At 34.4% G+C, this 2651-nt stretch carries 3 protein-coding genes; all 3 read right to left on the bottom strand.

The annotated features are described in order from the left end of the window. The gene (locus tag ACT8VG_RS09785) at window positions 1-723 is read right to left on the bottom strand and encodes a Type 1 glutamine amidotransferase-like domain-containing protein (RefSeq protein WP_444195752.1); all 723 of its coding nucleotides are present in this window, start codon (window positions 721-723) and stop codon (window positions 1-3) included. Between the two features lie 86 nt (window positions 724-809). Further along, window positions 810-1289: an S-ribosylhomocysteine lyase gene (locus tag ACT8VG_RS09780; protein WP_217107259.1), complete on the bottom strand. Its 480-nt coding sequence runs from the start codon at window positions 1287-1289 to the stop codon at window positions 810-812. Between the two features lies 1 nt (window position 1290). Further along, a complete protein-coding gene (locus ACT8VG_RS09775) occupies window positions 1291-2583 on the bottom strand; it encodes a Na+/H+ antiporter NhaC family protein (RefSeq protein WP_217107260.1) in 1293 nt (430 codons plus the stop codon). Window positions 2584-2651: the final 68 nt, after the last annotated feature.

The following is a 2651-nucleotide window of genomic DNA, read 5'->3' as shown; positions in this document are numbered from 1 at the left end:
TTATGAATCCAATGTGAACATACAATCATTTTCTTGTATAAGTGATTGTTTTCCTTTTTCTATTTTATAAGATAACCCATAAATGACTTCTTTTCCTTCATGAATATGTATAAAGCTACCATCCACTAATACTATAAATGTTCTTTTGGCACTATCAGGATAAGCTATATCTTTGAATATATGAACACCATCCAAACAATCATCATGTATTTCATTATAGTGAGGAATGATCATTGTTTGGGTGAGTTCTAACCCCGGAAGATATCTTTGATACTTCTTATCAAGATATTCTCCTGGAAGTTCAGGCATGGCGTATACAGTCTTAGCACAGTTCATAGAACCTGCACTGACACCTACTATCACACCTTCATACTCCTTTAAATACTTCTTTAAGTGGATTTCTCTAAAGAACTTGTTTTGAGTAGGCACATGTCCTCCTCCAAGTATGATAAGATCTGATTCTTTCACTAGTTCTTCTGTCTTCTCTTTGTTTCGATCATCCAGGATAGTAAATTTATCTACTAAGAAATGACTATTCATCAAGGCTTTCTTTTGGTAATTTCCCCATTCATCATTATGAGTCGTATCAATTGGATCAGATGCTATATAAAGACAACGAATATGATGTGGAAGAACATCAAAAAGAAGAGAACGGAAACCATTCTCTTCATTAATATATTGACCATTTAATGTTAAGTTTGAGCTTGTCAGAAATAAATGCATAATGATACCTCTCTTTATTAGTATACATACAAGTAAGTAATTAATCAATATATGTACGTACAGGTAAAAAGACTTCCAGGGAAGTCTTAGTCTGGATATACTAAATGTTCTTCTGTAATATTCTTAAGAGTATTATCTAAGAATCTTTTCGCAACAATCTTAGTAAGAGGTAAGTTCATATCAAGATAGTTACCACAATCTCTTGCTGCAGCACCTGGAACATCACCTTCAAATTCAGCCATGAAAGTAAACATTTCAGTCACTAATCCTACAACATCCTTAGATTCTAGATCTCCTGCAAGAATCATATAGAATCCTGTACGACATCCCATAGGACCAAAGTAAATAACTTTTTTAGCCCATTCCTTATGGTTTCTTAAGAAAGTAGCACCCAAATGTTCCATTGTGTGGATTTCAGCTGTATTAATAACAGGTTCTCTGTTAGGTGCTGTCATACGAATATCAAAAGTAGTAATGACTTCTTCTCCTACCTTATCTTTTCTAGATACATAAATACCTGGTAATAAAGTTAAATGATTCACTGTAAAGCTTGCAATTTTATTCATGTTAGTTCTTTTCCTTTCTATCTCCAATTAGTATAAATACGAGTCCTGATACTATCATCAGCATTGAATACCAATTATATACCATAATATCAGTTGGTGTAACTTTTGCAAGTCCTGCAGCGACAAGTAATTGTCCTGCATAAGGTAATAGACCGTTAAATGCTGATGAGAAGACATCTAGAATAGAGGCTACTCTTTTTCTAGATACACCATATTCATCTGCAATATCTTTGGCGATAGGACCTGCCGTAATGATAGAGACTGTATTGTTTGTAGTCGCAATATCTAAGAAGCTGACTAATGCAGCAATAGATAATTCTGCCCCTTTTTTAGAATGCGCTTTGCTTGTAAGCTTATCTAGTAAGTAATCAATACCACCTAGATGATGCATAAGTCCTACAAGTCCACCTACAAATAAGGCAATTAATGCCATATCCTGCATACTCTTCATACCATCATGGATAACAGTCAAAGATTTAAGCAGAGTGAAATCTCCATGAATCACACCAATAATAATACCTGAAATCACACCAATGGTCATAACAGGTAAGACATTCATACCGACTAGTGATAATACAATAACAAGTACATATGGAATCAGATTCACTAATGAGTATGAATGATTCGCTGCACTTTGTGAAATAGATGGATTCTGAACAAGCAATAATACAAGATTCACAATAACTGCAGGTAAAACCATAATGATATTTGTCTTGAATTTATCTTTCATCTGTACTTCCTGCGTTCTCGTAGCGGCTATTGTAGTATCTGAGATAAAAGACAAGTTATCACCAAACATAGCCCCACCTACGACAATACCACTGACAAATGCGACATTGATACCTGTTTTAGACGCAATATTAATAGCGATAGGCATTAATGCAGTGACTGTACCCATAGAAGTTCCCATTGAAAAGCTTAGTAAGCATCCAATAAGGAATAAACCTGGTAAGATCATATTACTTGGCAATATAGATAACCCCAAATTAACAACTGAATCTACAGCATGCATACCACTTGCGACACCATAGAAGGCACCCGCAAGAATAAAGATCAATACCATAAGTACTAAAGTACTTTCTCCTGCGCCATGACAGAAGATTTCAATCTTTTCATTTAAAGATAGTCTTTCGCTAGGTTTATTGAGCGATAAAGCAACCGCTGTTGCGATTAATATACCCACCATAAGTGGCATATTATCAAAGCTTCCTGAAAATAGCCCTACACCCATATAAAGTACTAGAAAGATGATCAACGGGACAAGACCAATAAAGTGTCCTTTTGTTTTGTTCATATATATTTCTCCCCCTTATTTATATATGTGAGAAGAATTATATTATATTTTTATGATTATGAGATTTA

Origin of the sequence: Catenibacterium sp. (assembly GCF_052354645.1) — a bacterium.
Lineage (GTDB): Bacteria > Bacillota_I > Bacilli_A > Erysipelotrichales > Coprobacillaceae > Catenibacterium > Catenibacterium mitsuoka_A.
Note: the sequence above shows the minus strand (reverse complement) of the source record. Positions and strands in the feature narration are given on the sequence as shown.